The sequence below is a fragment of the uncultured Cedecea sp. genome (assembly GCF_947498825.1).
Classification (GTDB): domain Bacteria; phylum Pseudomonadota; class Gammaproteobacteria; order Enterobacterales; family Enterobacteriaceae; genus JGM124.
In genome coordinates this window covers 71,259-97,056 of the sequence record NZ_CANMLV010000004.1, presented here as the reverse complement: position 1 = coordinate 97,056, position 25,798 = coordinate 71,259, and the positions used below count along the sequence as shown (strand labels likewise).

Annotated in this window: 28 protein-coding genes; 21 read left to right on the top strand and 7 right to left on the bottom strand. The window is 48.4% G+C overall.

From position 1 onward, the window contains the following. Nucleotides 1-91: 91 nt before the first annotated feature. Complete coding sequence (locus Q1A40_RS06765; protein ID WP_299998688.1) at nucleotides 92-1,297, top strand: MFS transporter; 1,206 nt, start codon at nucleotides 92-94, stop codon at nucleotides 1,295-1,297. A 64-nt stretch (nucleotides 1,298-1,361) separates the two neighbouring features. On the opposite strand, the gene panM is transcribed toward Q1A40_RS06765, so the two are convergent. Then, on the bottom strand, nucleotides 1,362-1,742 hold the full coding sequence (gene panM, locus Q1A40_RS06760) for an aspartate 1-decarboxylase autocleavage activator PanM (RefSeq protein WP_299998687.1): 381 nt from the start codon (nucleotides 1,740-1,742) through the stop codon (nucleotides 1,362-1,364). A gap of 396 nt (nucleotides 1,743-2,138) precedes the next feature. Between panM and livK the strand changes: the two genes are divergently transcribed. The 10 genes from livK (at nucleotide 2,139) to ugpQ (ending at nucleotide 12,356) form a co-directional block, all read left to right on the top strand. Next, entirely contained in the window at nucleotides 2,139-3,248 is a 1,110-nt protein-coding gene (gene livK, locus Q1A40_RS06755; RefSeq protein ID WP_299998686.1) for a high-affinity branched-chain amino acid ABC transporter substrate-binding protein LivK, read from the top strand. Between the two features lie 60 nt (nucleotides 3,249-3,308). Beyond that, nucleotides 3,309-4,235, top strand: coding sequence for a high-affinity branched-chain amino acid ABC transporter permease LivH (livH, locus tag Q1A40_RS06750; RefSeq protein WP_299998685.1), 927 nt, complete (start codon nucleotides 3,309-3,311; stop codon nucleotides 4,233-4,235). After that, nucleotides 4,232-5,509, top strand: a complete 1,278-nt coding sequence (locus Q1A40_RS06745; RefSeq protein ID WP_299998684.1) for a high-affinity branched-chain amino acid ABC transporter permease LivM — start codon at nucleotides 4,232-4,234, stop codon at nucleotides 5,507-5,509. Before livH ends, Q1A40_RS06745 begins: the two co-directional genes overlap by 4 nt. After that, nucleotides 5,506-6,273, top strand: coding sequence for a high-affinity branched-chain amino acid ABC transporter ATP-binding protein LivG (livG, locus tag Q1A40_RS06740; RefSeq protein WP_299998683.1), 768 nt, complete (start codon nucleotides 5,506-5,508; stop codon nucleotides 6,271-6,273). Before Q1A40_RS06745 ends, livG begins: the two co-directional genes overlap by 4 nt. A 14-nt stretch (nucleotides 6,274-6,287) precedes the next feature. Then, nucleotides 6,288-7,001: a high-affinity branched-chain amino acid ABC transporter ATP-binding protein LivF gene (gene livF, locus Q1A40_RS06735; RefSeq protein ID WP_299998682.1), complete on the top strand. Its 714-nt coding sequence runs from the start codon at nucleotides 6,288-6,290 to the stop codon at nucleotides 6,999-7,001. A 346-nt stretch (nucleotides 7,002-7,347) separates the two neighbouring features. Further along, a complete protein-coding gene (gene ugpB, locus Q1A40_RS06730; RefSeq protein WP_299998681.1) occupies nucleotides 7,348-8,664 on the top strand; it encodes a sn-glycerol-3-phosphate ABC transporter substrate-binding protein UgpB in 1,317 nt (438 codons plus the stop codon). Nucleotides 8,665-8,797: 133 nt separating this feature from the next. Continuing rightward, nucleotides 8,798-9,685: a sn-glycerol-3-phosphate ABC transporter permease UgpA gene (gene ugpA, locus Q1A40_RS06725; RefSeq protein WP_299998680.1), complete on the top strand. Its 888-nt coding sequence runs from the start codon at nucleotides 8,798-8,800 to the stop codon at nucleotides 9,683-9,685. Continuing rightward, nucleotides 9,682-10,527, top strand: coding sequence for a sn-glycerol-3-phosphate ABC transporter permease UgpE (ugpE, locus tag Q1A40_RS06720; RefSeq protein ID WP_299998679.1), 846 nt, complete (start codon nucleotides 9,682-9,684; stop codon nucleotides 10,525-10,527). Before ugpA ends, ugpE begins: the two co-directional genes overlap by 4 nt. 3 nt (nucleotides 10,528-10,530) lie before the next feature. Further along, nucleotides 10,531-11,601 carry a sn-glycerol-3-phosphate import ATP-binding protein UgpC gene (locus Q1A40_RS06715; protein WP_299998678.1) on the top strand — a complete coding sequence of 357 codons (1,071 nt, stop codon included), beginning with the start codon at nucleotides 10,531-10,533 and terminating at the stop codon, nucleotides 11,599-11,601. Continuing rightward, entirely contained in the window at nucleotides 11,598-12,356 is a 759-nt protein-coding gene (gene ugpQ, locus Q1A40_RS06710; RefSeq protein WP_299998677.1) for a glycerophosphodiester phosphodiesterase, read from the top strand. Before Q1A40_RS06715 ends, ugpQ begins: the two co-directional genes overlap by 4 nt. 45 nt (nucleotides 12,357-12,401) lie before the next feature. On the opposite strand, the gene Q1A40_RS06705 is transcribed toward ugpQ, so the two are convergent. Both Q1A40_RS06705 and Q1A40_RS06700 read right to left on the bottom strand, forming a co-directional pair. Continuing rightward, nucleotides 12,402-12,716 carry a DUF2756 domain-containing protein gene (locus Q1A40_RS06705; protein ID WP_299998676.1) on the bottom strand — a complete coding sequence of 105 codons (315 nt, stop codon included), beginning with the start codon at nucleotides 12,714-12,716 and terminating at the stop codon, nucleotides 12,402-12,404. A 54-nt stretch (nucleotides 12,717-12,770) separates the two neighbouring features. Next, entirely contained in the window at nucleotides 12,771-13,268 is a 498-nt protein-coding gene (locus tag Q1A40_RS06700; RefSeq protein ID WP_299998675.1) for a GNAT family N-acetyltransferase, read from the bottom strand. Between the two features lie 339 nt (nucleotides 13,269-13,607). Between Q1A40_RS06700 and Q1A40_RS06695 the strand changes: the two genes are divergently transcribed. The 4 genes from Q1A40_RS06695 to gntK all read left to right on the top strand — a co-directional run bounded on the left by Q1A40_RS06695 (nucleotide 13,608) and on the right by gntK (nucleotide 17,216). After that, nucleotides 13,608-14,645, top strand: a complete 1,038-nt coding sequence (locus Q1A40_RS06695) for an oxidoreductase (protein WP_299998674.1) — start codon at nucleotides 13,608-13,610, stop codon at nucleotides 14,643-14,645. Nucleotides 14,646-14,769: 124 nt separating this feature from the next. Next, nucleotides 14,770-15,465 (top strand): pirin family protein, encoded by a 696-nt coding sequence (locus Q1A40_RS06690; RefSeq protein WP_299998673.1) that lies wholly within the window; start codon nucleotides 14,770-14,772, stop codon nucleotides 15,463-15,465. Nucleotides 15,466-15,559: 94 nt separating this feature from the next. Then, a complete protein-coding gene (gene gntR / locus Q1A40_RS06685) occupies nucleotides 15,560-16,555 on the top strand; it encodes a gluconate operon transcriptional repressor GntR (RefSeq protein ID WP_299998672.1) in 996 nt (331 codons plus the stop codon). A gap of 130 nt (nucleotides 16,556-16,685) precedes the next feature. After that, on the top strand, nucleotides 16,686-17,216 hold the full coding sequence (gntK, locus tag Q1A40_RS06680) for a gluconokinase (RefSeq protein ID WP_299998671.1): 531 nt from the start codon (nucleotides 16,686-16,688) through the stop codon (nucleotides 17,214-17,216). Between the two features lie 37 nt (nucleotides 17,217-17,253). Here the strand turns inward: gntK and Q1A40_RS06675 are convergent, their stop codons facing one another. After that, nucleotides 17,254-18,135 (bottom strand): hypothetical protein, encoded by an 882-nt coding sequence (locus Q1A40_RS06675; protein ID WP_299998670.1) that lies wholly within the window; start codon nucleotides 18,133-18,135, stop codon nucleotides 17,254-17,256. Between the two features lie 177 nt (nucleotides 18,136-18,312). On the opposite strand from Q1A40_RS06675, the gene celB reads away from it, so the two are divergent. Genes celB through Q1A40_RS06650 form a run of 5 tightly spaced genes read left to right on the top strand, consistent with a single transcriptional unit; the run spans nucleotide 18,313 to nucleotide 22,685 of the window. Further along, a complete protein-coding gene (celB, locus tag Q1A40_RS06670; RefSeq protein WP_299998669.1) occupies nucleotides 18,313-19,593 on the top strand; it encodes a PTS cellobiose transporter subunit IIC in 1,281 nt (426 codons plus the stop codon). 35 nt (nucleotides 19,594-19,628) lie between these two features. Further along, nucleotides 19,629-20,594 (top strand): N(4)-(beta-N-acetylglucosaminyl)-L-asparaginase, encoded by a 966-nt coding sequence (locus Q1A40_RS06665; protein WP_299998668.1) that lies wholly within the window; start codon nucleotides 19,629-19,631, stop codon nucleotides 20,592-20,594. Continuing rightward, a complete protein-coding gene (locus Q1A40_RS06660; protein ID WP_299998921.1) occupies nucleotides 20,587-22,059 on the top strand; it encodes a leucyl aminopeptidase family protein in 1,473 nt (490 codons plus the stop codon). The genes Q1A40_RS06665 and Q1A40_RS06660 overlap by 8 nt, the downstream gene beginning before the upstream one ends. 1 nt (nucleotide 22,060) lies before the next feature. Then, nucleotides 22,061-22,372, top strand: coding sequence for a PTS sugar transporter subunit IIB (locus Q1A40_RS06655; RefSeq protein WP_299998667.1), 312 nt, complete (start codon nucleotides 22,061-22,063; stop codon nucleotides 22,370-22,372). Between the two features lies 1 nt (nucleotide 22,373). Further along, nucleotides 22,374-22,685, top strand: a complete 312-nt coding sequence (locus Q1A40_RS06650) for a PTS lactose/cellobiose transporter subunit IIA (RefSeq protein WP_299998666.1) — start codon at nucleotides 22,374-22,376, stop codon at nucleotides 22,683-22,685. Nucleotides 22,686-22,748: 63 nt separating this feature from the next. Here Q1A40_RS06650 and Q1A40_RS06645 read toward each other — a convergent pair whose 3' ends face one another. From Q1A40_RS06645 to Q1A40_RS06635, 3 genes are all read right to left on the bottom strand, one after another. Beyond that, nucleotides 22,749-23,051 (bottom strand): BrnA antitoxin family protein, encoded by a 303-nt coding sequence (locus Q1A40_RS06645; RefSeq protein ID WP_299998665.1) that lies wholly within the window; start codon nucleotides 23,049-23,051, stop codon nucleotides 22,749-22,751. Continuing rightward, on the bottom strand, nucleotides 23,038-23,325 hold the full coding sequence (locus Q1A40_RS06640; RefSeq protein WP_299998664.1) for a BrnT family toxin: 288 nt from the start codon (nucleotides 23,323-23,325) through the stop codon (nucleotides 23,038-23,040). Before Q1A40_RS06640 ends, Q1A40_RS06645 begins: the two co-directional genes overlap by 14 nt. A gap of 149 nt (nucleotides 23,326-23,474) precedes the next feature. Continuing rightward, nucleotides 23,475-24,068, bottom strand: a complete 594-nt coding sequence (locus tag Q1A40_RS06635; RefSeq protein WP_299998663.1) for a YhgN family NAAT transporter — start codon at nucleotides 24,066-24,068, stop codon at nucleotides 23,475-23,477. A gap of 162 nt (nucleotides 24,069-24,230) precedes the next feature. On the opposite strand from Q1A40_RS06635, the gene asd reads away from it, so the two are divergent. Further along, on the top strand, nucleotides 24,231-25,337 hold the full coding sequence (gene asd / locus Q1A40_RS06630; RefSeq protein ID WP_299998662.1) for an aspartate-semialdehyde dehydrogenase: 1,107 nt from the start codon (nucleotides 24,231-24,233) through the stop codon (nucleotides 25,335-25,337). Nucleotides 25,338-25,798: the final 461 nt, after the last annotated feature.

Genomic DNA, 25,798 nt, shown 5'->3' with positions numbered 1-25,798 from the left:
ACCGGGTAATCAGGGTTTGAGGCTATATAGTTCAGCAGTTAGCTGCAGTATTGCTCTTTTTAACATATTTTTCATTGCAAGGGGCTAATCCATGAGTTCATCTCCATCCGCGGCGGCAGAAACGGAGGTTCAGCATTCCTGGCTGGCAGTGAGTGCTGTCGGACTGGCTATCTTTTCTGTTGTAACGACGGAATTGCTTCCTGTCGGCTTGTTAACACCGATTGCCGAGGAGTTGAATATTACTTCCGGAACTGCGGGCCTGATGGTCTCTTTTCCTGCATTACTGGCCGCATTCTTTTCACCTCTGGTAATACTGCTATCAGGCGGGACAGACCGACGCCGTATTTTATGTGTCTTGCTGGGACTACTGGTCGCTGCGAATCTGGCATCGGCATTAGCACCCAGCTGGAGCTGGATGCTGGTTGCTCGTGTACTGATTGGGTTCTGTATCGGCGGAATATGGGCAATTGCCAGTAGCCTGGCGGTCAGGCTGGTCCGGCCTTCTGCGGTGGGCTTAGCCACTTCAATTATTTTTGGAGGCGTTGCCGCGGCCTCAGTACTTGGCGTTCCTCTTGGAGCATTAATCGGCGACCTTATCGGCTGGCGCTGGGTTTTCGGCTGTATGGCGCTGTTCAGTGCTGCAGTCCTGGTTCTGCATGTATTGTTCATTCCTTCCCTTCCGGTTAAAGGCTCTGCCAGAGTGCGGCATTTTGTTGAACAGTTGGCTAATCGCAAATTACAAATCGGTATGCTGCTGACCTTGTTACTGGTATGCGGTCACTTTGCTGCCTTTACCTTTGTGCGTCCGCTGCTGGTATCGGTCTCAGGATTTGATGTGCAGTGGCTGGGCATATTGTTATTTGGCTATGGTGTTGCGGGTATGGTCGGTAACTTCCTGACTGGAATAGTCGCTATGCGCCGGACGACATTAACGCTTGCTATCATTGCGCTAGGTCTATTGTTGACACCCGTTTTGTTCCTGACAGTTGGAAACATTTCTGCTGGAGGGGCTGCGGTCTTATTATTCTGGGGTCTGTCCTATGGCGGGATATCTGTGGGACTGATGACATGGGTAATGAAAGCAGAGTCTCGTATGCTGGAGATAGCTACTGCGTTATATGTTGGGGTGTTCAATATATCGATTGGATTGGGTTCATGGGCGGGTGGTCAGTTATTTGACCATTTTGGGTTACTCAGCAATCTCTGGTTTGCCAGCGGTTGCGCAGCTTGCGCATTGTTACTGATCTCTAATGTGGCATATCGGCGTAAAGTTGCCACTCACCCCGTTAGCAGTTAACTCCTCTGTTCTTGCCATTCAGGCCTTTGGGATTAAACCCGAAAGGCCTGAGCTTATTGCAGTGCTATTTTTCCCAGCCCTTCTCTTGTGGCAGAAAGCCGAGAGCTATGGCAAATGCCTGCATAACATCGTGGTTTTCTGTTCCACTGGCGCTTATTGTCCAGTGCGTTATCTCTGGGTTATCACGCAGAACCTCTTCGACTAAATACTGTCCGACACCGCGACGACGGGTGATCTCTCTGACACTGAGTGCGTTTAATACTCCTTGAGTCCCGTTTAGCGTGACTTGTACAGCCCCTAACAGACGGTCATTAAATTTAGCGGCATAGAGACGTTTATTTTCGCTGAGTTCCAGCTGCATTACGGCGTTTTCAGACCATATTTTACCAAGATCAATCTTATCCTGAACATCAGGAGCGAACAGACGAATGATAGTGAGTTTCATAAATGGACAAACCGAAAAAAGGGTAAATAACGAGTGTAACCAATTTATTCGCCCCAGACGCTTTATCTTTTCTGACACCAGGAGGGGCGGTTTAATTTATGTTCACTCCGTAATCCAGAGATAAACATCATCTATTTATAAAATATCAGAATAACATACTAATTTTCAGCAGATTGTTCGGCGCTTTGTATCGCTATTTTATGCTGCAAAACATGCTTTTTTTTGTTTATCTCTGATGAAATACAGAATAATATCTCCAGTTAATCGCATGAAATATAGAGAGTTTAGTCGAAAATATTGTTAAATATTGCGCTAACTCCTTCATGTCATTCATAAAAACAGGTGTTGGTTACAATATAGCTGTTTGTTTTTTAATCGCACCAGAAGGAAAGGAAAATGAAGATGAACGCGAAGACATTACTGGCCGGATTCATTGCTCTGGCGGTGTCTCACGCGGCAACCGCTGAAGACATTAAAGTGGCTGTTGTCGGGGCGATGTCAGGCCCGGTAGCACAATGGGGCGACATGGAATTTAATGGTGCCCGCCAGGCTATCAAAGACATTAATGCTAAAGGCGGTGTTAAAGGTAATAAACTGGTTGCGCTCGAATATGATGATGCCTGCGATCCTAAACAGGCTGTAGCGGTCGCCAACAAAATTGTTAACGATGGTGTGAAATACGTCATTGGTCATTTATGTTCCTCTTCTACTCAGCCTGCTTCGGATATTTACGAAGATGAAGGCATTCTGATGATTTCACCTGGTGCGACGAACCCTGAGCTGACACAGCGCGGTTATGCCACCATTATGCGTACAGCAGGGCTGGATTCTTCTCAGGGGCCAACGGCTGCAAAATATATTCTTGAGCAGGTTAAGCCGCAGCGCATTGGGATCATTCATGATAAACAGCAATATGGTGAAGGTCTGGCACGTTCAGTGCGTGATGAGTTGAAGAAAAATAATGCCAATATCGTCTTTTTTGATGGTATCACCGCCGGTGACAAAGACTTCTCTACATTAGTGGCCCGTCTACAAAAAGAGAATATCGATTTTGTTTACTACGGCGGCTACTACCCGGAAATGGGACAGATCTTGCGCCAGGCGCGTGCTGTTGGTTTGAAAACCCAGTTTATGGGGCCGGAAGGTGTAGGTAATGCATCATTATCGAATATTGCCGGTGATGCAGGTGAAGGCATGCTGGTCACGATGCCAAAACGCTATGACCAGGATCCAGAGAATAAAGCTATTGTTGATGCGTTAGTTGCCGAGAAAAAAGATGCGTCCGGACCTTATGTCTGGATAACCTACGCCGCGGTACAGTCACTGGCGCAAGCCCTTGAACGTAGCGCCAGTGCAGATCCGGCAGATCTCGCTGACGATTTAAAAGAAAAAGGTGCAAACACCGTGATAGGGCCGCTGAACTGGGATGAAAAAGGCGATCTGAAGGGATTTGAATTTGGTGTCTTCCAGTGGCATGCCGACGGTTCCTCTACCGCGGCAAAATAACAACAGTCCTCTGCTACCCTCCCTTCCGGGTCTGCCCGGAAGGCATTAAAAGGTTACGTTATGTCCGAGCAGTTTCTTTACTTCCTTCAGCAGATGTTTAATGGCGTCACGCTGGGTAGTACTTATGCGCTGATTGCCATCGGTTATACGATGGTGTACGGCATTATAGGTATGATCAACTTTGCCCACGGCGAAGTGTATATGATAGGGAGCTACGTCTCCTTTATGATAATCGCCGCTCTTATGATGCTTGGCATTGATGTGGGCTGGATGCTGGTCGGTGCTGGCTTTATCGGCGCGATTGTGATCGCCAGTGCCTATGGCTGGAGTATAGAACGGGTTGCCTATCGCCCGGTTCGTAGCTCCAAGCGCCTGATTGCACTGATCTCTGCTATCGGGATGTCTATCTTCTTACAAAACTACGTTAGCCTGACCGAAGGTTCGCGTGATATTGCCCTGCCAAATTTATTTGATGGTCAATGGATTGTGGGAGCCAGTGAAAACTTTACTGCCACCATCACCACTATGCAGATGGTTATCTGGGTGGTGACTTTCCTTGCTATGCTGGCCCTGACCCTGTTTATCCGCTACTCCCGCATGGGCCGCGCCTGCCGCGCTTGTGCTGAAGATTTAAAAATGGCGAGTTTATTGGGTATCAATACTGACCGTGTTATCTCCCTGACCTTTGTTATCGGTGCTGCTATGGCCGCGGTTGCCGGGGTTCTGCTAGGTCAGTTCTATGGTGTTATCAGCCCCTATATTGGCTTTATGGCCGGTATGAAAGCTTTCACCGCTGCTGTATTGGGTGGTATTGGTAGTATTCCGGGCGCAATGATTGGTGGTCTGATTCTGGGGATTGCTGAAGCGCTGACTTCTGCTTACCTGAGTACTGAATATAAAGACGTGGTTTCCTTTGCGCTGCTTATCGGGGTATTGCTGGTGATGCCTACCGGTATTCTGGGCCGTCCGGAGGTAGAGAAAGTATGAAACCGATGCACATTGTTTTTTCACTACTCTCTGCGGTGATGTTTTTCGTTCTGGCCTCGGTATTTATGGGGGTGCAGCTAAGCCTTTCAGGTACCAAACTGGTGGTGAACAGTGCCAGTAGCGTGCGCTGGGAATGGGTGATGATCGGTACTGCAGTGGTATTTATTTTCCAGCTACTGCGTCCGTTATTTACCAAAGGCATGAAAAAAATCACCGGACCGAAGTTTGTCTTACCGGCCCTGGATGGTTCAACGCCAAAACAAAAAATCTTCCTGCTGGCACTGTTGGTGATTGCCGTTGTCTGGCCTTTTATGGCGTCGCGTGGATCGATTGATATTGCCACCATGACCATGATCTACATTATTCTCGGGCTGGGCCTGAATGTGGTGGTAGGTCTGTCTGGTTTACTGGTGCTGGGTTACGGTGGTTTCTATGCTATCGGCGCTTATACCTTTGCCATGCTTAACCAGTACTATGGTCTGGGCTTCTGGGCCTGTCTGCCGATTGCGGGTCTGATGGCGGCAGCGGCAGGTTTTTTACTGGGCTTCCCGGTACTGCGGTTACGGGGAGACTATCTGGCGATTGTCACCTTGGGTTTCGGTGAAATTGTCCGTATTCTGCTGCTCAATAATACCGCTCTGACTGGCGGACCTAACGGTATCAGCCAGATCCCAAAACCGACGCTGTTTGGTCTGGAATTTAGCCGTACCTCACGTGAGGGGGGTTGGGATACCTTCAGTAACTTCTTCAATATTAGCTATGACCCAATCCACAGGGTGGTATTCCTCTATTTAGTGGCCCTGTTGCTGGTGGTGATTACGCTGTTTGTTATCAACCGTCTGTTGCGTATGCCTCTGGGTCGCGCCTGGGAAGCATTGCGTGAAGATGAAATAGCCTGCCGCTCTCTGGGTTTAAGTCCACGCCGTATCAAACTCACCGCTTTTACGATCAGTGCCGCTTTTGCCGGTTTTGCCGGTACCTTATTTGCAGCACGTCAGGGCTTTATCAGCCCGGAATCATTCACCTTTGCCGAGTCCGCTTTTGTACTGGCGATAGTGGTATTAGGCGGAATGGGGTCACAGTTTGCGGTGATTCTGGCCGCCGTGTTACTGGTAGTCTCGCGTGAAATGATGCGTGACTTGAACGAGTACAGCATGCTGGTTCTGGGCGGTTTGATGGTACTGATGATGATTTGGCGTCCACAAGGTCTGTTACCGATGAACCGTCCGCATTTGAAGCTGAAAACCACTGACGTAAAAGGAGAACAGGCATGAGTCAGCCATTGTTATCCGTCAGCGGACTGATGATGCGTTTTGGCGGCCTTCTTGCCGTTAACAACGTATCGCTTGAGCTTAATGCCGGTGAAATTGTTTCCCTGATAGGCCCGAACGGCGCCGGTAAAACGACCGTCTTTAACTGTCTGACGGGGTTTTATAAACCGACTGGCGGTCAGATTTTACTGCGTGATAAACACCTTGAAGGTTTGCCCGGTCAGGAGATTGCACGTCTTGGCGTAGTAAGAACCTTTCAGCATGTGCGCTTGTTCCGTGAAATGACGGTGATTGAAAACCTGCTGGTCGCCCAGCATATGCAGCTGAAAACCGGTATTTTCGCGGGTCTGCTGCAAACCCCAGGTTTTCGCCGCGCTCAGTCTGAAGCGCTGGAACGTGCCGCCGACTGGTTAGAGCGTATTGGCCTGTTAGAGCAGGCGAACCGTCAGGCCAGTAACCTGGCCTATGGCGATCAGCGTCGCCTGGAAATTGCCCGTTGCATGGTGACCCAGCCAGAAATTCTGATGCTGGATGAGCCAGCGGCTGGTCTGAACCCGAAAGAAACCAATGAACTCGATGAGTTGATCATGGAACTGCGTAACCATCACAATACAACTGTGTTGTTGATTGAGCACGATATGAAACTGGTTATGGGAATATCTGACAGGATCTACGTCGTGAATCAGGGGACGCCGTTGGCTAACGGTACGCCGGAGCAAATCCGCAATAACCCTGATGTGATCCGTGCCTATTTAGGTGAAGCATAGGGGTGAGGCCTAAGATGGAAAATGTAATTTTGTCGTTTGACAAGGTAAGTACCCACTATGGAAAGATCCAGGCGTTGCACGACGTCAGTCTGCATATTAAGCAAGGCGAAATCGTGACGTTAATCGGCGCTAACGGGGCGGGTAAAACCACTTTACTGGGATCGCTCTGTGGCGATCCTCGTGCCTCAAGTGGCCGTATTGTGTTTGATGGTAAAGATATTACTGACTGGCAAACTGCACGTATCATGCGTGAAGCGGTTGCAATTGTTCCGGAAGGTCGCCGCGTGTTTTCACGCATGACAGTGGAAGAAAACCTCGCAATGGGCGGTTTCTTTGTTGAACGAGACTTGTTTCATGAGCGTATTGAGGGGATCTATAAACTGTTTCCGCGTTTGCATGAACGTCGTATTCAGCGTGCGGGTACCATGTCAGGTGGTGAGCAGCAGATGCTGGCTATCGGCAGAGCGCTGATGAGTCAGCCGCGCTTGTTGTTGCTTGATGAACCTTCTTTGGGTCTGGCACCAATTATCATCCAGCAAATCTTCGATACTATTGAACAGTTGCGTAGTGAAGGGATGACTATCTTTCTGGTTGAACAAAACGCGAATCAGGCCCTTAAACTGGCTGATCGTGGTTACGTGCTGGAAAATGGTCACGTTGTTCTCTCTGATACGGGCGATGCCTTGCTCGCTAACGAAGCGGTACGCAGCGCTTATCTCGGAGGATAGTTTCCGCTTATTCTTCTGGCAGGCAGCATGATATTTTGTATCAGGCATGCCTGCCTTATCTTTAAACTGTCATAATTTGTGCTTTTTGATGGTTTAAACATCTCATAATGCTTTTAATTAGCGTCATAATCTAAAATTGTTACACCAATCGATATATCACCTCAAAAAAACACTGTTATCTGGTGTTAAATATTAATTCGATACAAACTGAAATGTTTCTGCAACATAACGGCAACATTTCCGTGATGTAAACAGCATATTTCTGTCATTCAACTGTGTCATGTTACCTCTCGAGCATAAAACGCGTGATTTCGCGCATCCGGCACAATTAAGAGAGTGAATCTGAATGACACTGTTACGACACACCGCTTTAGGGCTGACGCTGGGTCTGGCACTGACCAGCCAGGCGATGGCCGTTACATCTATTCCTTTTTGGCATTCAATGGACGGGCAACTGGGCAAGGAAGTGGATGCCCTGGCGACGCGTTTTAACGAAACACACCCTGATTACAAAATCGTGCCGGTTTATAAAGGCAACTACGAGCAGAACCTGGCGGCAGGGATTGCTGCTTACCGTACGGGTAATGCCCCTGCGATTCTGCAAGTGTATGAAGTGGGTACCGCGACAATGATGGCATCGAAAGCTATCAAGCCTGTATATGAAGTGTTTAAAGATGCTGGCATTGTCTTTGATGAGTCGCAGTTTGTTCCAACCGTATCAGGTTATTACACTGATTCGAAAACAGGGCACTTACTGTCCCAGCCATTCAATAGCTCCACTCCAGTACTTTATTACAACAAAGACGCATTTAAAAAAGCAGGTCTGGATCCGGAAAAACCACCGAAAACCTGGCAGGAAGTGGCGGACTACAGTGCGAAACTTCGTGCATCTGGGATGAAATGCGGCTACGCCAGTGGCTGGCAGGGTTGGATCCAGCTGGAAAACTTCAGCGCATGGAATGGGTTGCCTGTCGCGACTCAAAATAATGGCTTCGATGGAACCGATGCGGTACTGGTGTTCAATGCACCTGAACAAGTCAAACATATCCAACGTCTTCAGGATATGAATAAGAAGGGTGATTTCAGCTACTTCGGTCGTAAAGATGAGTCTACTGAAAAATTCTATAGCGGCGATTGTGCTATCACGACCGCCTCTTCAGGTTCACTGGCCGACATTCGCGAGTATGCCAAATTTGATTATGGCGTAGGTATGTTGCCTTACGATGCCGACAATAAGAACGCGCCGCAAAATGCCATTATCGGTGGTGCCAGCCTGTGGGTTATGGATGGTAAAGATCCGGATACTTACAAAGGTGTTGCTGAATTCCTCGAGTTCCTGGCTGAACCTAAAAATGCCGCACAATGGCATCAGAAAACCGGTTATCTGCCGATTACCACCGCAGCATATGACCTGACCCAAAAAGAGGGATTCTATGACAAAAATCCAGGGGCTGATATTGCCACTCGTCAGATGCTGAATAAACCCCCTCTGGCTTATACCAAAGGTCTGCGTTTAGGCAACATGCCGCAAATTCGTACCGTGGTTGACGAAGAGCTGGAATCTGTCTGGAGCGGTAAAAAGACGCCACAGCAAGCGCTGGACACCAGCGTAGAACGCGGCAACCAACTGCTGCGCCGCTTTGAGCAATCCACTAAGTCATAAAAAATAACGTGTCTCCCCCAGGATAAACGGTGTAACAGCCGTTTATCTTCTCTGTTCTTACCGCAGGGTGACTCAGTTATTAGTCGAATGGAGACCAGCATCATTCCCCGAATTCGTTCAAAAGAGTAACGCTATGTCATCATCTCGTCCGGTATTTCGTTCTGGCTGGTTGCCTTACGCCTTGGTACTTCCACAGTTGGTCATTACCGTTGTCTTCTTTATCTGGCCTGCGGGTGAAGCACTCTGGTATTCGCTGCAAAGTACCGACCCGTTTGGGATTTCAAGTACTTTTGTTGGCCTGGAAAACTTCAGGCAGCTATTCAGTAATAGCTACTACCTTGACTCTTTTTATACCACCATGATTTTCAGTGGTCTGGTCGCTGGTTGCGGTATGCTGATATCGCTGTTTTTTGCCGCACTGGTTGACTATGTGATCCGTGGCAGCCGTTTTTATCAAACACTGCTGTTGTTGCCCTACGCCATTGCCCCGGCGATAGCTGCCGTATTGTGGATGTTTTTGTTTAGCCCAGGACGGGGCTTAATCACGCACGCACTGGAGTATTTTGGTTACGAGTGGAACCATGCCCGTAACAGTGGCCAGGCAATGTTCCTGGTGGTGTTTGCGTCAGTATGGAAGCAAATTAGCTATAACTTTCTGTTTTTCTTCGCAGCATTGCAATCCATTCCCCGCTCGTTGGTTGAGGCCGCCGCCATTGACGGCGCGGGTCCTGTGCGCCGTTTTTTCAAGATCTCATTGCCGCTTATTGCTCCGGTGAGCTTCTTTCTGCTGGTGGTTAATCTGGTTTATGCCTTCTTCGATACCTTCCCGGTGATTGACGCTGCAACCGGAGGCGGGCCAATGCAGGCAACCACAACACTAATTTATAAAATTTACCGCGAAGGTTTTGCCGGTCTGGACCTTTCTTCTTCAGCGGCACAGTCCGTGGTGCTGATGTTCCTGGTCATTATTCTGACAGTGGTTCAATTTCGTTTCGTGGAACGCAAGGTACGCTACCAATGATTGAAAATAACCGTGGCCTGACTTGGTTTAGCCACACGATGCTGGCGCTGGGCGTTATCGTGATTTTATTCCCGTTATATGTCGCCTTTGTCGCGGCGACGCTTGATAACGAGGCGATTTACCAGACGCCGATGACGCTTATCCCTGGCTCCCACCTGTGGGAAAATATCAGCTTTATCTGGAACCAGGGAGTATCCAGTAACAGTGCACCCTTTGGCCTGATGCTGTTTAACAGTGCCTTTATGGCGCTGGCGATAACCTTCGGGAAAATCACCGTTTCGATTCTTTCCGCCTTTGCTATTGTCTGGTTCCGTTTCCCGTTTCGAACGCTCTTTTTCTGGATGATTTTCATCACCCTGATGCTGCCCGTGGAAGTGCGTATTTTCCCGACGGTCGATGTAGTGGCAAGCCTGAATATGATTGATAGCTATGCCGGTTTAACCCTGCCACTGATGGCATCGGCCACCGCGACGTTCTTGTTTCGCCAGTTTTTTATGACGCTACCTGACGAGCTTATTGAAGCTGCCCGCATTGATGGCGCCTCACCAATGCGTTTCTTCATGGATATTGTGCTGCCGTTATCGAAAACCAATCTTGCAGCTTTATTTGTGATCACCTTTATCTACGGCTGGAACCAGTATCTCTGGCCGTTACTGATTATTAGCGATGCTTCGCTTGGCACTGCGGTTGCCGGTATTAAAGGCATGATCTCAAGCGGAGAAGGTTCAACCCAGTGGAATCAGGTGATGGCTGCGATGTTACTGACCCTTGTCCCTCCGGTAGTGGTGGTTTTAGTGATGCAGCGTGCGTTTGTACGTGGACTAGTTGAGAGTGAGAAATAACAAATGGCAGGATTGAAGCTACAGGCAGTCACAAAAAGCTGGGATGGTAAAAATCAGGTTATTCAACCATTAACCGTTGATGTTGCCGACGGTGAATTTATTGTGATGGTAGGGCCATCCGGCTGTGGAAAATCCACCTTATTACGGATGGTTGCCGGGCTGGAGCGGGTAACCAGCGGCGATATCTGGATTGATGATAAGCGAGTGACCGAGATGGAACCCAAAGAACGCGGTATCGCGATGGTGTTCCAGAACTATGCGTTGTACCCGCATATGACGGTTGAAGAGAATATGGCCTGGGGCCTGAAAATTCGAGGGCAAGGAAAAGAGCAGATCCGTCAGAAAGTGCTGGAAGCAGCACGCATTCTCGAGCTGGATAATTTACTGACTCGTCGCCCTCGTGAACTGTCCGGCGGTCAGCGTCAGCGTGTGGCAATGGGAAGGGCGATTGTGCGCTCCCCGGAGCTATTCTTATTCGATGAACCTCTGTCGAACCTTGATGCTAAATTACGTGTACAGATGCGCCTTGAACTGCAACAGTTGCACCGTCGTCTGAAAACCACCAGTCTTTATGTGACTCACGATCAGGTTGAGGCGATGACCCTGGCCCAGCGTGTGATGGTGATGAATAAAGGCATTGCCGAGCAAATTGGCACCCCGGTAGAAGTCTATGAGCGCCCGGCGAGCCGCTTTGTTGCCAGCTTTATTGGCTCCCCGGCCATGAACCTGCTGGAAGGAAAGGTCAGTATTGATGGTCAGCGTTTTGAGCCAGAAGGCGGGGGAATGCTTCCTCTGGGTAATACCCATTTAGCCCTGGCAGGTAAAGCTATCACGCTGGGTATTCGCCCTGAACATATTGCGCTAAGCTCAGAGGCTGCAGGCGGTGTTCCACTGGTAACAGAAACGCTGGAGATACTGGGTGCAGATAACCTGGTGCACGGGCGCTTTGGTCAGCAGAAAGTGATAGTTCGTTTAGACCACAAGCTGCGTCCGGAGCCGGGCAGTAAACTGTGGCTGCAGATACCGGAAGAACATCTGCATTTCTTTGATGCTAAAACTGGACAACGTTTATGAGTCACTGGCCTTACCCAAAAATAGTTGCTCACCGTGGTGGTGGCAAACTGGCACCTGAAAATACCTTAGCTGCGATTGATACTGGCGCACATTACGGGCACAGCATGATTGAGTTTGATGCCAAACTTTCTCAGGACGGGCAAATTTTCCTGCTGCATGACGATACCCTTGAACGAACCAGCAATGGCTGGGGCATCGCTGGTGATCTACGCTGGGATCAGCTGGTGAATGTCGATGCGGGTAGCTGGTTCAGCAGTGAATTTGCGGGCGAGCCTTTACCGCTGTTATCACAGGTTGCCGCGCGTTGCGAGCTGCACGGGATGATGGCCAATATCGAAATCAAGCCAACCACTGGGCTGGAAAGTGAGACCGGCACTGCGGTAGCGCTCGCAGCGCGTGAACTCTGGCGTGGGCAAACGGCACCTTTGCTGTCCTCTTTTGCTGTCGAGGCGCTGGAAGCGGCTCAACAGGCGGCCCCAGAGCTCCCCAGAGGGTTATTGCTGGATAGCTGGCGCGAGGACTGGCTTGAACTCACCACAAGGCTTGGCTGTGTTTCTATTCACCTCAATCATAAATTGCTCGATGAAACGCGTGTAGCGATGCTAAAAGCCGCTGGTTTGCATATTCTGGTATATACCGTCAATTCACCTGCCCGTGCGGCCCAGTTGTTGCTATGGGGCGTTGATGCTATTTGCACCGACAGTATCGACCAAATTGGCCCTCACTTTTCCGCCACCGATGCCCTGTTAGTTTAATCTGATGATTTAACGCCATCTCAATGCTGAGACTGGCGTTAAGTTTTAAGGCAGGCTTCCTGGTCTCTTGCTGCTGTTGTTTTTGGGCGGCTCTTTTTTAATACCTGGCTGTGACTCCAGTACTCGCTGTCTTTGGGTATTGAGACTGTTATTGAGCTGCTGCTGTTGCTGCAAACTCTGGCTCTGGATTTGCTGATTGAGGGTCTTTTGCTGTTGTTGTTGCTGAGCTTGCATCTGGGTCTGCAGCCGCTGCTGTGTTGGGTTCTGATAACCTGGCAAATTGGGATTATTAAGCGAGTTTGGCTCTTGAGCCAGACTACTTAATGGCAGCAGTAACAAGAGTAGCGGTAATTTTTTCATTGTTATCCCCTTATCACAGACGTTCGAACAGTATACTCCCTTTTTTGCATTCGATTATGCGGGTCTGAAACGCGCCATAAAATAGGCGTCAACATACTGGCCGTCGCGAAATGCAAAGCGCTTCCCGGTACCTTCCACTTCGAAGCCGAATTTACGGTATAGCGCCAAAGCGGCTGTATTATCGGTAAAGACGGTCAACTCGATACGTTCGATGCGCAGCCAGTTATCACACAGATTAACCATTTCCTGCATTAATGCTGAAGCCACTCCCTGACCCCGATAACGTTTATCTACGCCCATGCCAAAGGTTGCAACGTGGCTTCGTCGCGGCAAGGGTTCAACCATCAACGTCAGCTGACCCACCACTTTATCGTTGATACAGGCGACCAGGGAGTAATGACCTGTAGGGAGATCTGCGGTACGTGTTTGCCACTTCTTGAGTGTGGGATGGGGCAGCTGTAGAGTGTCACAGTAGAGTGCTGGTTGAGAATAAATCTCATGTAAAGCTTCAGCATCATAAATTTCTGCGTGACGTACAACTACCTGTTCCATTCCTTTTAACCTCAATGAGTTACAAAAACCGTTTTAACATCAGTGACTTTAAACACTAAATCAATGGACATTATTTTTCAAATAGTGCTTTACAAGTGCGAATGATAATGATTATTATTGCCATGCGTTCAGGGGAGACCCCTACGGAGACATCCTGAAAGCACGACATTGCTCACATTGCTTCCAGTATTACTTTAGCCAGCCGGGTGCTGGCTTTTTTTTTCCCTGCTATAACATATCCCTTCTTTTGCCTTTCACAGAAACAACCGCTATTACCGCTAAAAACCGATTAAAAAATGCAGTAAGGTGAAGGTCATTCCCTTTTACAAGGACAATCCTGTGACCTTACAGATAGCCTTTATCGGTTTTGGCAAAAGTACCACGCGTTACCATCTGCCCTTCGTTCTGGTGCGGAAAGATAAGCTGCATGTTGCCCATATTTTTCGTCGCCATGAAAAGTTAGAGCTGGAGCAACAGCCTCAGTATGCGCATATCCATTTTACCAGCCAGCTTGACGATATTCTTAATGACCCGCAGGTTAAACTGGTGGTGATCTGTACTCAGGTCGACAGCCATTTTGACTACGCGAAGAAAGCGTTAGAGGCAGGTAAAAATGTACTGGTAGAAAAGCCGTTCACGCCAACGCTTGAGCAAGCGCGCGAGCTGTTTGCGTTAGCGAAACAGAAAGGACTTATTGTTACACCTTATCAGAACCGACGTTTTGACTCCTGCTTCCTGACCATGAAAAAAGCCATAGCCAGTGGCTTGCTTGGCAGAATCGTTGAGGTTGAAAGTCATTTTGACATGTATCGGCCAGACGCACCAACACAGCCCGGCACAGCTGTTAATGGTGCTTTTTATGGCTTAGGCGTCCATACAATGGATCAAATTATTTCCCTGTTTGGGCGCCCGGACCGTGTGGCCTACGATATCCGCTCGGTACGTAATCCACTCAATCCGGACGATACCTTTGAAACCCAGTTATTTTATGGCGATATGAAAGCGGTGGTGAAAACCAGCCATCTGGTAAAAATTGCCGGTCCGAAATTTATCGTTCATGGAACCAGAGGCTCATTTGTGAAATACGGTATCGATCAGCAGGAAACCAGCCTGAAGGCCTGGATTATGCCCGGAGAGCCTGATTTTGCCGCCGATGACAGCGTGGCACAGCTTGAATATGTTAACGATGCGGGTGACAGCGTACGCGAAACCTGGCAGGCAGAATCAGGGGACTATGGGCGGGTCTATGATGCGTTGTATCAGACCTTATTGCATGGAGAAGCGAATTACGTCAGTGAAACTGATGTTCTCACTAATATGGAACTGCTGGAGCGTGGCTTTGAGCAGACCTCTCCATCAGTGGTTACTCTGAGTTAATGGCAAAGTAAGGATATTCCTCTCTTTCAACTTTTTTGACTATAGGCGTCAGTTTTCCCCCTCTATGATTGTCAGCTAAACAAGTCCACACTTAACTCATCAACGAAATTCAGGAGTTAATAACATGATTTATTTACGACAGGCTCAAGATCGCGGACATGCAAACCACGGCTGGTTAGATAGCTGGCATACCTTTTCATTTGCAAGCTACCATGATGCTAATTTTATGGGATTCTCAGCTCTGCGTGTGATTAATGAAGATGTGATTGACGCAGGCCAGGGGTTTGGCACCCATCCCCATAAAGATATGGAGATTCTGACCTATGTGCTTAAAGGAACGGTTGAGCACCAGGACAGCATGGGAAACAAGGAACAAATTCCAGCGGGTGAGTTCCAGATAATGAGCGCGGGAACCGGTGTCAGACACTCAGAATATAACGCCAGCCAGACGGAACCTTTGCACCTGTATCAGATTTGGATCATTCCAGAAACCAATGGCATCACGCCGCGTTATGATCAACGCCGTTTTGATGCGGCAACCGGACGTCAGCTGGTGCTTTCACCGGATGCCAGAGAAGGTTCGCTGAAGGTATATCAGGATATGGAGCTTTCCCGCTGGCCGCTGGAAAAAGGCGAACAAGCAGCCTACTCAATCGCAGCAGGTCGTCGAGTCTGGATCCAGGTTGTGAAGGGCGACGTTGTCGTTAATGGTACACAAGCAAAAATCAGCGACGGCATCGCGGTCTGGGACGAGCAGGTTCTGGCCATTGAAGCGAATGAAGAAAGCGAAATTCTGTTATTTGATTTGCCACCTGTTTAAGCGTTATAGCTCACAACCTTCCCCTGAAAGGGGGAAGGTTTGTTCTGCTCCATGCTAAACTGGGATACCGATAATCAGAAACCCCGCTGAATGCATGAAAAAGAAAAGACCAGTACTTCAAGACGTTGCCGATCGTGTTGGCGTCACGAAAATGACCGTCAGTCGTTTTTTGCGCACACCAGACATGGTTTCTGCGACAGTGGGCGTGAAAATCGCCGCAGCATTAGAGGAGCTGGGTTATATTCCGAATCGTGCACCGGATATGCTTTCCAATTCAACCAGCCGGGCTATCGGTGTTTTACTTCCCTCCCTGACTAACCAGGTTTTTGCTGAAGTATTGCGTGGTATCGAGGATATCGTCGACGCAAATGGCTATCAGACTATCCTGGCGCACTTCGGTTATAAACCTGACAGAGAAGAAGAGCGGCTGGAGTCGATGCTCTCCTGGAACATTGACGGACTGATTCTCACCGAACGTATGCATACCCCCAGAGCGCTCAAAATGATTGAAGTCGCAGGTATTCCGGTAGTGGAGCTGATGGATAGCGTCTCTCCTTGTCTGGATATCGCCGTCGGATTTGATAACTTTGAAGCTGCTCGTCAGATGACTGCCGCTATGATTACCCGAGGTTATCGCCATGTCGCCTATCTGGGAGCACGGCTTGATGAGCGAACGATTATCAAACAGCAAGGTTATGAGCAGGCGATGCATGATGCGGGTCTTAAGCCGCGCAGTGTGATGACGATGAATGCTTCCTCTTACTCCGCTGGGGCTGAACTCCTGTGCAAGGCTCGTCTTGAATATCCTGAACTGGACAGTATCTTTTGTACCAATGACGACTTAGCGATCGGAGCGGTATTTGAGTGCCAGCGCCAGGGTCTACGTATTCCGCAAGATATCGCGATTGCCGGTTTTCACGGTCACGATATTGGGCAGGTCATGGAACCCCGTCTTGCCAGCGTAATTACCCCGAGGGAACAGATGGGACGGCTCGGTGCTGAGCGGTTGCTGGCACGTATTCGAGGTGAAGAGGTATTACCCAAAAAACTGGATTTAGGGTTTACTCTGTCATCAGGTGGTTCTGTTTAAGCGTTTTTATTGACAGAACTCACATTTATGCCTGCTCCGGCTAGGATGTTTTTGCGTCTTGTCGTATTTTATCTGTAAATGTTACCGATAACATCCTCCAGCGACAGGGTGTTGCTGACCGGAGCTATGCATGAACGTTACTAACCATGATAATCATATTTATGTCCTGATGGGCGTCTCTGGCAGCGGCAAATCTGTGGTTGCCAGCGAAGTCGCCCATCAGCTTCACGCGGTATTTCTTGACGGTGATTTTCTTCATCCACGCCGTAATATTATGAAAATGGCGTCCGGCGAAGCATTGAATGATGAAGACCGGATCCCCTGGTTACAGGCTCTGAATGATGCAGCGTTTGCGATGCAGCGCACCAATAAAGTGTCATTGATCGTCTGTTCTTCGTTGAAGAAAAAATACCGCGACCAGTTACGTGACGGTAATCCAAACCTTTCTTTTATTTATTTAAAAGGGGACTTTGAGGTGATTGAGTCGCGTCTTAAATCGCGTAAAGGCCATTTCTTCAAGACCGATATGCTCAAGACTCAGTTTGCAGCTCTTGAAGAGCCACAGGCAGATGAGACTGATGTACAAGTCGTCGATATCAGTCAGCCTCTGGATGGTGTCATTGCCAGTGTGATTGATCTGGTAGAAGAAAGTCGCCGCTGAGTTTCCAACGGGTCGAGGGCGACATAAGATCTGTCCGCTATCGACCTTTACCATGCAAGGCCCAAAATTTTGCGGGTGTTGTATCCCCCAGTTTCTTCTGCAACCACTGGCAATTATATTGCTCACTCATTTGTTGCAGATACTCATCCAGTTTTATCGTCGCCAGTGCAGGGATAAGAGTGCTAAACGGAGACTCGACTCTCAGGGCTACATCCACCGTTTCCTCCCCTCGAAGTACCAAAGGTAAACTCTGCTCTGCACACCATTTCTGTAATGGATGGTCAGGTGACAATTCGTTTCCGAACAGCTTCTTATTTTCAGTCTCAATAGATTGTATAGCAGCCGGGGTCACAGTCATAAGAGATTCCAGCCAATGGACCACCAGTATTGGTGAGGCACCAGCAAATGCCCGAGAGGCAATCCAGCCACTGACTTCCTCTTGCGCCCACAGGATATGATGTTCGCCCCCATCTTCGGTGAGTAAGTTGATCCGTTGATAAAAAATGCGTAATTTTCCGGGGATCATTCCTGCTTTTAGCGCTTTCTTACCGCGCAGCTCTCTTGCCTCTAAGATATTCATATGTACCAGTTTGGCACTACGCAGATAGCGGTCTAACCCAGCCCGGGAAATACTTTGCTGCATGCCTTCGTTGACAATGACTAGCAGCTCATCAAGCGGCACCATGAGTTTTTGTCTCACAGCATTGATTATCATGCTTTGTTCGGGTCTCAGGGATTTGTGTACGCTTTTTGGTGCCGAGTACTGATCGGCCACATCCTGCCGTTGACGCCAGCGACGTACCGTAGCAACAGAGATCCCCAGCTCTTTTGCCAGCGCCCGATCACTCTTCTCAGAGTTCTGAATATAGCGGCGAATACGCGGTGTCGTGGTGGCATTTGCGTGTAGTTTTATTTCCATACATCCCCCCATTTAGTTGCTGCGGTAATGATATCTAATTTTGTGAGACTTGCTCATTGTGTCCACTGTATTGTGAGCCACCGCAACTTTATCATTACGCTATTCACAGATAATCGCCGCACTGAAAGCCTGTTCCTCCCATTACGACATCATAAAAATTAATTTTCGGAGCGCATTATGAGCAACGTTTTAGGATTTCTTGAGGCAAAACTGATGCCGCTGGCAGCTAAGACTGCACAACAGCGTCATCTGTGCGCAATACGGGGTGCCTATGTTTCATTTATGCCATTTATCATTGTAGGGTCGATATTACTGATTGTTTCGTCGTTCCCCAGCCAGGGCTATCAGCAGTTTATGAACGGTATGTTTGGTTCAAGCTGGAGCAATATCGTAGAGATACCCTTCAACGCCGTATTCTCGACCATGTCACTGTTTATTAGTTTCCTGGTAGCCTATCGGCTCGCTGAACACTATGACGAAGACCGGGTATCCTGTGGCATCCTGGCGCTGGTCTCTTTCCTGATCCTGACGCCTTTTATTAAAGTTGAAGCGTTGGGCAATATTACCGTGATACCAACAGAATGGATCGGTAGTAAAGGCCTGTTTGTGGCGATGATAGGCTCACTGCTTTGGACGGAGTTATTCTGCTTTCTGAAGCGTAAAAAGCTGGTGATTAAAATGCCTGAAGGGGTTCCACCGGCTGTACAAGAGTCTTTTGCTGCTTTGATCCCGGCGTTAATCGTTATTGTGCTCGTATTAGTCATTCGTATTGCGTTTGAGCACACTTCTTATGAAACCATCCACCAGTTTATCTATCAGGCAGTGGCAACGCCGATGCGTCATTTTGGCACTTCTTACGGTGGTGTGCTGCTGACTGTGCTCTCGATTACCATTTTATGGTCGGTAGGGATTAACTCCGGTTCAATGGTAAACGGGATTATTCGTCCTCTGTGGATGGAAAATCAGACGGATAATATTGCCGCGATTCAGGCAGGCGTCACGCCGCCACATATTATTACCGAACAGTTTTTCGATATGGTCTGGATGGGTGGGGCGGGTGCGACATTATCACTGGTGATTGCGATACTCTTCTTTGCGCGTAGTAAAAGCATACGTGAAGTCGGGCGCTTAGGTGCCGGGGCGTCGGTATTTAATATCAATGAGCCTATCCTGTTTGGCCTGCCTATCATCATGAACCCTATCATGCTGATCCCGTTCAATCTGGTGCCTCTGGTACTGGTTACTACGCAATATATCGCAATGAAAATCGGTATGGTCGCCGTCACGACCGGTGTGTTTATTCCCTGGACCTTACCCCCTGTTATCAGTGGTTTTATCGTCACTGGAGATATCAGCGGTAGCCTGATGCAAATCGTTAACCTGCTGATTGGTGCCATGCTGTATCTGCCCTTCTTACGCATATTAGATAAACAATACTGTGCGGCTGAAAAAGCCTGATTTGTGACTGTTAGACAAAGTATTAGGAGCAATACATGTGGGGAATGATTGCAACATGGCGCATGGCGCTCGAAGGCATCACGCACGCCAGTGAAACCCTCAAGAATGGCGGACGGTCAGCGAAAGCGGTGGTGAGCGCCGTTGCTGAGGTAGAAGATTTTCCCTTCTATAAATCTGTGGGTTATGGCGGTTTACCCAGCGAAAATGGCGAAGTTGAGCTCGATGCCGCTTTTATGGACGGCGATAGTCTGGCCTTTGGCGCCGTGGGTAACCTGGTTGATATCGCGAATCCTATTCAGGTCGCCCATGCCTTGAGCCGTGAGCGTTTTAACAGTTTTCTGGTGGGGACGGGGGCACGAGAGTGGGCACTCAGCCAGGGTTTTGCTGAGAAAGCAATGCTTACTGAGCGGGCAATACAGCATTACCGTAAGCGTTGTCATGAAACTATTGATCGTGGACTGAGCCCCTACGATGGCCATGATACTGTCGGTATTATTGGTCTTGATAATCATGGTTCTATGAGCGTCGGGACCTCTACTAGCGGACTGTTTATGAAACGTCGTGGGCGGCTGGGAGACTCGCCAGTGGTTGGTTCTGGATTCTATTGCGACAGTGAAATTGGTGCTGCTACCGCAACGGGAGTGGGTGAAGACCTGATGAAGGGCTGTACCAGCTACGAAATTGTACGTCGTATGGAAGGCGGAATGGCACCACAAGATGCCGCTGATTCTGTGGTCTGTGAACTGGAAGACAAACTGATGGCACGCTTTGGTCGTGTCGGTGATTTATCCGTTGTCTGTATGAATCGCCAGGGGGAATTTGGCGCTGCCACGAATATTCAGACATTTTCCTTCGTTGTCGCAACACGCGACTTACCTGCCACGGTTTATTTAGCTGAACGCCGAGCAGACCGCACTTACTACACCCCTGCAGACGACCAATGGATGGCGGATTATGCCGCGCGTATCCGGGCCCCTATCGGAGATCCTCAATATGATTAATGCTCAGGTTATCAGTAGTCATTTAACAACAGGTATGGGTAACCATCTGATATCTTTTGCGAACAGCCGATTACTGGCAGAAGTGGCGCTCAATCCCGAACTGTTTGGCGGGTTACAGAAAGACGCGGCAGCTTCTGTGGCGGACTGCGCCTACGGTTGCCATCCTTTTGCTCGTATTACCCTGTTGCCTGAAAACCACTGGCTGGATAGTGTTACCTATAAGCTACAAGCGGCGTTACGGCCTCTGTTGCGGAAAACACATTGTCCGGCGCTGATTATCGATTGCAGTCTGTGGGACTGTGGAAATGTTGCGCACCGGGCGCAGATTGTCTCGCTGCTGGCCTTTCTGTTTAATCTTGAATATCAACTCAGTGATTTAGGTTTAAAGACGACAGCATCACAGGCAGTGCGGATTAACCAGATTACGTTATGGTGCCAGCCACAGCAGCAAACCTGTCTTGAAAAATGGCTACGCGAAGCACAAGCCACTTCACGAGGTATGGTAGCTGCTCGCCGTCTTGCGGATTTACCCAGTTCAAGCTGTACGCCGGAATTTGTTGTGAGTGAAATAGCAAAGTGCATTGCTGGCTATCCCGCTCTGACATATGAAGTTCTCGATGAAAACCAGATCAAACAGCAAGGTTTAGGATTGCTTAATGCGGTGGGAAAAGGTGCCACTAATCCACCCCGGCTGCTTATCTTGCATTATGAAGGGCAGAATCAAGGACCTTTCAGGGCTTATGTGGGTAAGGGAATTACTTTTGATACCGGTGGCATGTGGCTGAAAGAAGGGGCCGGTATGTACACCATGAAATACGATATGTGTGGCGCTGCCAGTGTCTTTGGTCTGCTTATCGCTGCTGCTGAACTGAAATTGCCGGTACGGCTGGTGGGTGTCCTGGCGCTGGCAGAAAATATGATTGGCCCGGATGTAATGCGCCCCGGTGATGTTGCTATTAGCCACTCAGGTCTGAGTGTTGAAATCAATAATACCGATGCCGAAGGTCGTCTGGTATTAGCGGATGCCATTTCCTGGGCCAGCCAATTGAGGCTGGATAACCAAAAACCTCAGTCCATTATCGATATGGCAACTCTCACCGGAGCAGTGGTCAAAGCCTTAGGCTATGACCTGACTGGTTTATGGAGTGAAGATTCGGCACTAAGTCAACAACTGGTCCAGGCCGGGCGTGATAGTCGGGACGAAGTCTGGCCCTTGCCATTGGATGCGCGCTTTGCTCCACAGGTTGAAAGTGCGATAGCTGACTTGTCTAACACTCCCCCTAATAATGCCGCAATCAGTACCTCCGCCGCTTATTTTCTGCGCTGTTTCTGTCCGGATGATATTCCTTGGGCACACCTTGATATCAGCGGCACCGCCTTGTGGCGTGAACAAGGACGTAGTGTTGCTTCCGGCAGGCCGATCCCTCTTTTAATGCAGCACTTGCTGAATGATTTGGAGAAATAACATGAAAAAAATTCTGTTGGTGTGTGACTTGGGTATGTCGACCAGTTTGATGGTCAAAAAAATGCAGGAAGCCGCGCTCAGTCGTGGCATTGAGGCTGAAATTTGTGCCAAATCGGTACGTGATTATAAAACCTGTGTGGCTGAATTTGACGTTGCCTTACTGGGGCCTCAAATCCGCTATAAATTACCTGAGTGTGAAAAAATTGCCAAAGAGCATGGGAAACCTGTCGCCTGCATTGACATGATGGCTTACGGTACCATGAAAGGTGACAAGGTATTAGAGCAGGCGCTGGCTCTGATTGAAGGAGCTTGAGATGAACCTTGAAAACGAAGTCATGGAGCTGATTGCTAACGCAGGTTATGCCCGTAGTCTGGTGTTTCAGGCCATTCGCTGTGCGCGTGAAGAGGGCGATTTTGCCCAGGCAGAAACCTACATGCAGCAGGCCCAGGAGGCCTTGTCTTCCGCGCATCATGTACAGACTAAGCTGATTGAAATGGACGAAGGGGAAGGCAAAATCCCAGTGCATTTAGTGATGGTTCACGCCCAGGATCACCTGATGAATGCCATTATGTTGATGGAACTGGGACGCGAAATTATCGCGTTGCATCAGAAAATTGCAGACTAAAAATAACAACTCATGCTCGATAACGGGACTCAGCATTATGGAACTCTGATGCTGAGTCACCCACTATTTTACCTGCTGGCTGCGTAGCATGGCTTCTCGCAAAATAGCGTTAAGTCTTGTCTGATACCCTTTCCCGGGTTCTTTAAGCCACGCCAGAATATCGGCATCAATTCTGACGGAAGCATGTTTCTTCACCGGGCGATAAAACTGCCCGCGAACCGCGTCTTCCCAGAGGTTTGCTGCTGGCTCACCGATATCACTGTAATCAATCTGGCTGTCAGGCTGCTGGCAAAGTGATTTCAGCTCGGCTTCTTGCTTCGCAGTCAAGGAGGGAAGCTCACTGCGTTTAACTCTAACGGTGCTCATAAATCGTCCTCTCTTTCTGACAAGCTTTACGGGCGCTAATGATACGGATCATCTCAGTGCCGTTTTCAAACCGTATCGTATGGGCGACAAGTACTATCAGACATTCTTCTATTGCACCGATGGTCTGCCATCGATATTCAGTATTTTCAATACGATCCTGCACTGAAAGATGAAAGGGGTCTTCAAAAACCAGTGCGGCTGTTTCAAAACGAATTCCGTGCTTTCGTAAATTCGACTTAGCTTTCGCTAAATCCCACTCAAACTCTATTTCCATGAGTCTGCCATTGAATGTCCATTTTGTATATACAAAATAGTACATGCAAAGAGTTTGTTTCTGTCAGAATACGATTTTCAATCTCAGATTTTATTCATTGTCACTATTGGTAGGAGGCGAGTTATTTTGCTGATATCCCTTGTTGAATATCATCCCTGCATCCAGACACGTATCCCGTCGAGGAACATTTGTGTGGCAATCATCACCAGCACCAGGCCCATCAGTCGCTCGAGGGCATTAACGCCTTTTTCTCCCAGCAGGCGCAGGAAAAGTGATGACTGAAGTAAAATAGCGACGGTACCGCCCCAGGCTAACATCAGGGCTATCACCAGGTGTCCCATTTGGTTGGGGTACTGATGGGATAACAACATTAATGTAGCCAGCAAAGAGGGGCCGGCAACCAGCGGGATCGCCAGTGGAACGATAAACGGCTCTTCTCCTGCAGGAAGCCCGCTGGCATTGCCTTCATTACCTGGAAAAATCATCTTAATCGCGATAAGGAAAAGAATAATGCCGCCGGATATAGAGACCGTTTCTGCCCGCAGGTTTAAGAATGAGAGAATTTTTTCCCCGGCAAATAAAAAAACCAGCATCAGTGTCAGGGCTATCAGCAGTTCACGGATCATGATGGCCCGGCGTCGCTTTGGCTCGGTATGTTTAAGCACTGACATAAAGATAGGCAGGTTACCCAGTGGGTCCATAATCAAAAATAGCAGGACGGTAGCCGTGATTATTTCATTCATTTTTTTTCTGAAGGTCCTTGTTAATTCTCAATAATAAGCTTTGTTTCTGATATAACCGAAATCATTGATTAATTTCACTTGCGACTTCTGCTGCATTTTGTAATGTGGGTATATAAATATCACTCACTTTTATACGCAATCATCTCAGCAGGATTAATTTTTATGAAAAATGTAGGTTTTGTTGGTTGGCGTGGAATGGTCGGTTCTGTACTCATGCAACGCATGGTAGAAGAACGCGACTTTGACGCCATTCGTCCGGTTTTCTTCTCCACTTCCCAGGCGGGAGAGCCTGCACCCGCTTTTGCTGGGGTTAATGGCGGTACGTTACAGAATGCCAGTGACCTGGAAGCGTTGAAGGCCCTGGATATTATCGTCTCCTGTCAGGGCGGTGATTATACCAATGAAATCTATCCAAAGCTGCGTGAGAGTGGCTGGCAGGGTTACTGGATTGATGCTGCGTCTTCACTGCGTATGAAAGATGACGCCATTATTATCCTTGATCCGGTTAACCAGCATGTCATCGAAGACGGCCTGAATAAAGGAATTAAAACCTTTGTTGGCGGTAACTGTACCGTAAGTCTGATGCTGATGTCCTTGGGTGGCCTGTTTGCAAATAACCTTGTTGACTGGGTTTCTGTGGCAACTTACCAGGCGGCTTCGGGTGGCGGTGCGCGCCATATGCGTGAATTGCTGAACCAAATGGGACACCTGCATCAGGAAGTCTCCGGTGAACTGGCGTCTCCATCTTCTGCGATTTTGGATATCGAACGTAAGGTCACCGCGCTGGGTCGTAGCGACCGACTGTCAGTCGATAACTTTGGTGTTCCGCTGGCGGGCAGCCTGATCCCATGGATAGACAAACAGTTGGATAACGGCCAGAGCCGCGAAGAGTGGAAAGGCCAGGCTGAGACCAATAAAATCCTTGCGACCTCAACTGCGATCCCTGTTGATGGTTTATGTGTTCGTATTGGTGCGTTACGTTGCCATAGTCAGGCTTTCACTATCAAACTGAAAAAAGATGTCTCTATCCCAACGGTTGAAGAATTACTGGCAGCACATAATCCGTGGGCGAAAGTGGTTCCTAATGACCGTGATATCACAATGCGTGAGCTGACGCCTGCGGCAGTGACCGGAACGCTGCTGACACCAGTAGGACGTCTGCGTAAATTGAATATGGGTCCTGAATACATCTCAGCATTTACTGTCGGCGATCAGCTGTTATGGGGTGCGGCAGAGCCGTTACGCCGTATGCTGCGTTCCCTGGCGTAATATTCTATTTTTCTCCCCCACCGCTCAGATGGTGGGGGATGCCTTCCGGCAGATGGGCCGAGTCATATCGTCTTTCTATACCCAGCGTATTCTGAACAGATAATTAAATTATTTACGTTTACGAACAATAAAGCATTAACAGCAACTTTATTGTACTTAGTGTTAACATAAAACAATTAATCTATTGATTTTAAATAAATATAATTTCCACTCCCTCACAGTCTTAGCAGATAAAAAATAACTCATTTATGGCGTAATAAAGACCTTTTAAGCCTGTTTATTTATTTTTGTCATATAAAAACAATATTCATTGATCAACTTCACTCTCTAAGTGAAATCCATTAGCTATCCTTAAATAATAGTGTGAGTGAATTCTGATAATAGAGGCTGATTTATTGTCATCATCAATATCAGTGTCATGTCGATGTGCACAATGAACATGACTGTTTACACGTTGTAAA

Excerpts from the sequence above, each read along its gene's own strand:
- Q1A40_RS06765 (WP_299998688.1), top strand. The coding sequence starts at position 92 with ATGAGTTCATCTCCATCCGCGGCGGCAGAAACGGAGGTTCAGCATTCC.
- panM (WP_299998687.1), bottom strand. The coding sequence starts at position 1,742 with ATGAAACTCACTATCATTCGTCTGTTCGCTCCTGATGTTCAGGATAAG.
- livK (WP_299998686.1), top strand. The coding sequence starts at position 2,139 with ATGAAGATGAACGCGAAGACATTACTGGCCGGATTCATTGCTCTGGCG.
- livH (WP_299998685.1), top strand. The coding sequence starts at position 3,309 with ATGTCCGAGCAGTTTCTTTACTTCCTTCAGCAGATGTTTAATGGCGTC.
- Q1A40_RS06745 (WP_299998684.1), top strand. The coding sequence starts at position 4,232 with ATGAAACCGATGCACATTGTTTTTTCACTACTCTCTGCGGTGATGTTT.
- livG (WP_299998683.1), top strand. The coding sequence starts at position 5,506 with ATGAGTCAGCCATTGTTATCCGTCAGCGGACTGATGATGCGTTTTGGC.
- livF (WP_299998682.1), top strand. The coding sequence starts at position 6,288 with ATGGAAAATGTAATTTTGTCGTTTGACAAGGTAAGTACCCACTATGGA.
- ugpB (WP_299998681.1), top strand. The coding sequence starts at position 7,348 with ATGACACTGTTACGACACACCGCTTTAGGGCTGACGCTGGGTCTGGCA.
- ugpA (WP_299998680.1), top strand. The coding sequence starts at position 8,798 with ATGTCATCATCTCGTCCGGTATTTCGTTCTGGCTGGTTGCCTTACGCC.
- ugpE (WP_299998679.1), top strand. The coding sequence starts at position 9,682 with ATGATTGAAAATAACCGTGGCCTGACTTGGTTTAGCCACACGATGCTG.
- Q1A40_RS06715 (WP_299998678.1), top strand. The coding sequence starts at position 10,531 with ATGGCAGGATTGAAGCTACAGGCAGTCACAAAAAGCTGGGATGGTAAA.
- ugpQ (WP_299998677.1), top strand. The coding sequence starts at position 11,598 with ATGAGTCACTGGCCTTACCCAAAAATAGTTGCTCACCGTGGTGGTGGC.
- Q1A40_RS06705 (WP_299998676.1), bottom strand. The coding sequence starts at position 12,716 with ATGAAAAAATTACCGCTACTCTTGTTACTGCTGCCATTAAGTAGTCTG.
- Q1A40_RS06700 (WP_299998675.1), bottom strand. The coding sequence starts at position 13,268 with ATGGAACAGGTAGTTGTACGTCACGCAGAAATTTATGATGCTGAAGCT.
- Q1A40_RS06690 (WP_299998673.1), top strand. The coding sequence starts at position 14,770 with ATGATTTATTTACGACAGGCTCAAGATCGCGGACATGCAAACCACGGC.
- gntR (WP_299998672.1), top strand. The coding sequence starts at position 15,560 with ATGAAAAAGAAAAGACCAGTACTTCAAGACGTTGCCGATCGTGTTGGC.
- gntK (WP_299998671.1), top strand. The coding sequence starts at position 16,686 with ATGAACGTTACTAACCATGATAATCATATTTATGTCCTGATGGGCGTC.
- Q1A40_RS06675 (WP_299998670.1), bottom strand. The coding sequence starts at position 18,135 with ATGGAAATAAAACTACACGCAAATGCCACCACGACACCGCGTATTCGC.
- celB (WP_299998669.1), top strand. The coding sequence starts at position 18,313 with ATGAGCAACGTTTTAGGATTTCTTGAGGCAAAACTGATGCCGCTGGCA.
- Q1A40_RS06665 (WP_299998668.1), top strand. The coding sequence starts at position 19,629 with ATGTGGGGAATGATTGCAACATGGCGCATGGCGCTCGAAGGCATCACG.
- Q1A40_RS06660 (WP_299998921.1), top strand. The coding sequence starts at position 20,587 with ATGATTAATGCTCAGGTTATCAGTAGTCATTTAACAACAGGTATGGGT.
- Q1A40_RS06655 (WP_299998667.1), top strand. The coding sequence starts at position 22,061 with ATGAAAAAAATTCTGTTGGTGTGTGACTTGGGTATGTCGACCAGTTTG.
- Q1A40_RS06650 (WP_299998666.1), top strand. The coding sequence starts at position 22,374 with ATGAACCTTGAAAACGAAGTCATGGAGCTGATTGCTAACGCAGGTTAT.
- Q1A40_RS06645 (WP_299998665.1), bottom strand. The coding sequence starts at position 23,051 with ATGAGCACCGTTAGAGTTAAACGCAGTGAGCTTCCCTCCTTGACTGCG.
- Q1A40_RS06640 (WP_299998664.1), bottom strand. The coding sequence starts at position 23,325 with ATGGAAATAGAGTTTGAGTGGGATTTAGCGAAAGCTAAGTCGAATTTA.
- Q1A40_RS06635 (WP_299998663.1), bottom strand. The coding sequence starts at position 24,068 with ATGAATGAAATAATCACGGCTACCGTCCTGCTATTTTTGATTATGGAC.
- asd (WP_299998662.1), top strand. The coding sequence starts at position 24,231 with ATGAAAAATGTAGGTTTTGTTGGTTGGCGTGGAATGGTCGGTTCTGTA.